At 47.9% G+C, this 4,591-nt stretch carries 6 tRNA genes and 2 rRNA genes; all 8 read right to left on the minus strand.

What is annotated here, in order from left to right:
* Positions 1–188 precede the first annotated feature (188 nt).
* Positions 189–279: transfer RNA gene (locus A136_RS06225), tRNA-Ser, on the minus strand.
* 107 nt (positions 280–386) lie between these two features.
* A 5S ribosomal RNA gene (gene rrf / locus A136_RS06230) occupies positions 387–502 on the minus strand.
* A 134-nt stretch (positions 503–636) separates the two neighbouring features.
* Positions 637–3,530 (minus strand): 23S ribosomal RNA (locus A136_RS06235).
* 411 nt (positions 3,531–3,941) lie between these two features.
* Positions 3,942–4,017, minus strand: a tRNA-Val gene (locus A136_RS06240).
* A 32-nt stretch (positions 4,018–4,049) separates the two neighbouring features.
* A tRNA-Ala gene (locus A136_RS06245) sits at positions 4,050–4,125 on the minus strand.
* A 25-nt stretch (positions 4,126–4,150) separates the two neighbouring features.
* A tRNA-Val gene (locus A136_RS06250) sits at positions 4,151–4,226 on the minus strand.
* A 25-nt stretch (positions 4,227–4,251) separates the two neighbouring features.
* Positions 4,252–4,327 (minus strand) — tRNA-Lys (locus A136_RS06255).
* A gap of 20 nt (positions 4,328–4,347) precedes the next feature.
* Positions 4,348–4,423 (minus strand) — tRNA-Glu (locus A136_RS06260).
* Positions 4,424–4,591: the final 168 nt, after the last annotated feature.

Raw genomic sequence — 4,591 nt, forward strand, 5'->3', positions numbered from 1 at the left:
GAAGAGAGAATTTAAACTCTTTGGGATAACCGCTGCTACGCAGTGAAAGTGGGGTGGCGATGCGTGTGTAGTATACGCTATTTGGAAGTCTCAATAAGTACATCTTTGCTATCTTTCTGTGCGAGATGATTTTCGAGGCTTTAGATACGAAAAAACCGCTGTAAAAACAGCGGTTTAATCTTTAAGAGTGGTGGAGGGATAGGGATTTGAACCCTAGAACCGCTATTAACGGTTGCCGGTTTTCAAGACCGGTGCTTTCGACCACTCAGCCATCCCTCCAACAAATTGTCATCAACAGATTAGTACACTGTTGAGGTTGTTATTTGCTAATGCAAGTAACGATACCTTTTGTCTTCACCTTTCAAAAAAGTGAAAATAAATTTAAAGCCTGGCGATGTCCTACTCTCACATGGGGAAGCCCCACACTACCATCGGCGCTATTGTGTTTCACTTCTGAGTTCGGCATGGAATCAGGTGGGTCCACAATGCTATGGTCGCCAAGCAAATTTTGCTTTTACTTTCAGCTTTTTTAAAAACTGAAGGCAAAATAATCTGGAAAACTGATTTAAAAGTTTCTTTCAAACTCATTCAAGCGTTTGGTCTTTCTTTGAGTCCACAAAACCCCTTGGGTGTTGTATGGTTAAGCCTCACGGGCAATTAGTACAGGTTAGCTCAATGCCTCGCAGCACTTACACACCCTGCCTATCAACGTCGTAGTCTACGACAACCCTTTAGGACACTTATAGTGCCAGGGAAAACTCATCTCAAGGCTCGCTTCCCGCTTAGATGCTTTCAGCGGTTATCGATTCCGAACTTAGCTACCGGGCAATGCCATTGGCATGACAACCCGAACACCAGAGGTTCGTCCACTCCGGTCCTCTCGTACTAGGAGCAGCCCCTTTCAATTTTCCAACGCCCACGGCAGATAGGGACCGAACTGTCTCACGACGTTCTAAACCCAGCTCGCGTACCACTTTAAATGGCGAACAGCCATACCCTTGGGACCGACTTCAGCCCCAGGATGTGATGAGCCGACATCGAGGTGCCAAACACCGCCGTCGATATGAACTCTTGGGCGGTATCAGCCTGTTATCCCCGGAGTACCTTTTATCCGTTGAGCGATGGCCCTTCCATTCAGAACCACCGGATCACTATGACCTGCTTTCGCACCTGCTCGAATTGTCATTCTCGCAGTCAAGCGGGCTTATGCCATTGCACTAACCACACGATGTCCAACCGTGTTTAGCCCACCTTCGTGCTCCTCCGTTACTCTTTGGGAGGAGACCGCCCCAGTCAAACTACCCACCAGGCACTGTCCGTAATCCCGATTCAGGGACCAACGTTAGAACATCAAAACTACAAGGGTGGTATTTCAAGGACGACTCCACCACATCTAGCGACGCGGTTTCAAAGTCTCCCACCTATCCTACACATGTAGGTTCAATGTTCAGTGCCAAGCTGTAGTAAAGGTTCACGGGGTCTTTCCGTCTAGCCGCGGGTACACTGCATCTTCACAGCGATTTCAATTTCACTGAGTCTCGGGTGGAGACAGCGTGGCCATCATTACGCCATTCGTGCAGGTCGGAACTTACCCGACAAGGAATTTCGCTACCTTAGGACCGTTATAGTTACGGCCGCCGTTTACCGGGGCTTCGATCAAGAGCTTCGACCGAAGTCTAACCCCATCAATTAACCTTCCGGCACCGGGCAGGCGTCACACCGTATACGTCATCTTACGATTTTGCACAGTGCTGTGTTTTTAATAAACAGTTGCAGCCACCTGGTATCTGCGACTCTCGTCTGCTCCATCCGCAAGGGACTTCACTGATAAGAGCGTACCTTCTCCCGAAGTTACGGTACCATTTTGCCTAGTTCCTTCACCCGAGTTCTCTCAAGCGCCTTGGTATTCTCTACCCGACCACCTGTGTCGGTTTGGGGTACGATTCCTTACAATCTGAAGCTTAGAGGCTTTTCCTGGAAGCATGGCATCAATGACTTCACTACCGTAGTAGCTCGACATCGTATCTCAGCGTTAATAGCGGTCCGGATTTACCTAAACCACCCGCCTACGTACTTGAACCTGGACAACCGTCGCCAGGCCCACCTAGCCTTCTCCGTCCCCCCATCGCAATTGTAAGAAGTACGGGAATATTAACCCGTTTCCCATCGACTACGCCTTTCGGCCTCGCCTTAGGAGTCGACTTACCCTGCCCCGATTAACGTTGGACAGGAACCCTTGGTCTTCCGGCGAGGGAGTTTTTCACTCCCTTTATCGTTACTCATGTCAGCATTCGCACTTCTGATACCTCCAGCAGCCCTTACAGACCACCTTCAACGGCTTACAGAACGCTCCCCTACCCCACATACCCTAAGGTACGTAGCCGCAGCTTCGGTGTATAGCTTAGCCCCGTTACATCTTCCGCGCAGGCCGACTCGACCAGTGAGCTATTACGCTTTCTTTAAATGATGGCTGCTTCTAAGCCAACATCCTGGCTGTCTGAGCCTTCCCACATCGTTTCCCACTTAGCTATACTTTGGGACCTTAGCTGGCGGTCTGGGTTGTTTCCCTCTCCACGACGGACGTTAGCACCCGCCGTGTGTCTCCCGGATAGTACTTACTGGTATTCGGAGTTTGCAAAGGGTTGGTAAGTCGGGATGACCCCCTAGCCTTAACAGTGCTCTACCCCCAGTAGTATTCGTCCGAGGCGCTACCTAAATAGCTTTCGGGGAGAACCAGCTATCTCCAGGTTTGATTGGCCTTTCACCCCTAGCCACAAGTCATCCGCTAATTTTTCAACATTAGTCGGTTCGGTCCTCCAGTTGATGTTACTCAACCTTCAACCTGCCCATGGCTAGATCACCTGGTTTCGGGTCTAATCCTAGCAACTGTACGCCCAGTTAAGACTCGGTTTCCCTACGGCTCCCCTAAACGGTTAACCTTGCTACTAAAATTAAGTCGCTGACCCATTATACAAAAGGTACGCAGTCACACCACGAAGGTGCTCCTACTGCTTGTACGTACACGGTTTCAGGTTCTATTTCACTCCCCTCACAGGGGTTCTTTTCGCCTTTCCCTCACGGTACTGGTTCACTATCGGTCAGTCAGTAGTATTTAGCCTTGGAGGATGGTCCCCCCATATTCAGACAGGATATCACGTGTCCCGCCCTACTCGTTTTCACTGATTATGATGTGTCGGTTACGGGGCTATCACCCTTTACTGCGAGACTTTCCAGACTCTTCACCTGCATCATTAAAAGCTTAAGGGCTAATCCAATTTCGCTCGCCGCTACTTTCGGAATCTCGGTTGATTTCTCTTCCTCGGGGTACTTAGATGTTTCAGTTCCCCCGGTTTGCCTCCTGTTGCTATGTATTCACAACAGGATACTTACTTATGTAAGTGGGTTTCCCCATTCAGGAATCCCAGACTCAAAAGGTTATTACTACCTAATCTGGGCTTATCGCAAGTTATTACGCCTTTCATCGCCTCTGACTGCCAAGGCATCCACCGTGTACGCTTAGTCACTTAACCATACAACCCGAAAGGGTTTCTATTTGCTTTCACTTTAAAAAGTGAAGACAAATAAGCGTATGGCAACTAACCAAGGTTTTTGGTTGTCATCAAGAAGGGTTAATTCTCAATGACTGTTTGCCGGACTCAATTTCGATTCAAACTAAGTTTGAATCACTCTTTATTTCCACTTTTAAAAAGTGAAGACAAAAAGCCAAGACACTTGAATGTGTTTGTTGTGTTTATACCGTTCTTATTAAATAAGAGCAGATAAACATTGAGAACTTTTAAATTTGATTGAATTACTCGTAAGTAAATCAATCAGTCAGCTTTCCAAATTGTTAAAGAGCAAGAGTTTTTAAAGCATTAAACTTTCAAAACCATTTTTAAATACACTCAGTTTTCTATTACTAAGAAAAGTGTGCTTAAAGATGGTGGGCGATACCGGGCTCGAACCAGTGACCCCCTGCTTGTAAGGCAGGTGCTCTCCCAACTGAGCTAATCGCCCATGATAGTTTTGATTCCTTCATGGAGAAAGAATGGTGGAGCTATGCGGGATCGAACCGCAGACCTCCTGCGTGCAAGGCAGGCGCTCTCCCAGCTGAGCTATAGCCCCATATTTTTATTTCCTTGGGAGGAAATGGTGGGCGATACCGGGCTCGAACCAGTGACCCCCTGCTTGTAAGGCAGGTGCTCTCCCAACTGAGCTAATCGCCCCAAATTTTATTTCCTTGGGAGGAAATGGTGGGTCGTGCAGGATTCGAACCTGCGACCAATTGATTAAAAGTCAACTGCTCTACCAACTGAGCTAACGACCCTTTTTACTTCTTGAAGGAAGTGGTATCCCGTAGGGGAGTCGAACCCCTGTTACCGCCGTGAAAGGGCGGTGTCCTAGGCCTCTAGACGAACGGGACACTGCTAATTTATCTCCACTTTAAAAAGTAGAAACAAACTTCGAAGAACCTTGGGAGTTCTTCATCTCTTATTCTTTTTAAACCTAATCAATCTGTGTGGGTACTCATCGTGGATATCTTCGTATAAGGAGGTGATCCAGCCCCAGGTTCCCCTAGGGCTACCTTGTT

It is taken from the genome of Vibrio crassostreae 9ZC13 (assembly GCF_000272045.2).
GTDB lineage: Bacteria > Pseudomonadota > Gammaproteobacteria > Enterobacterales > Vibrionaceae > Vibrio > Vibrio crassostreae_C.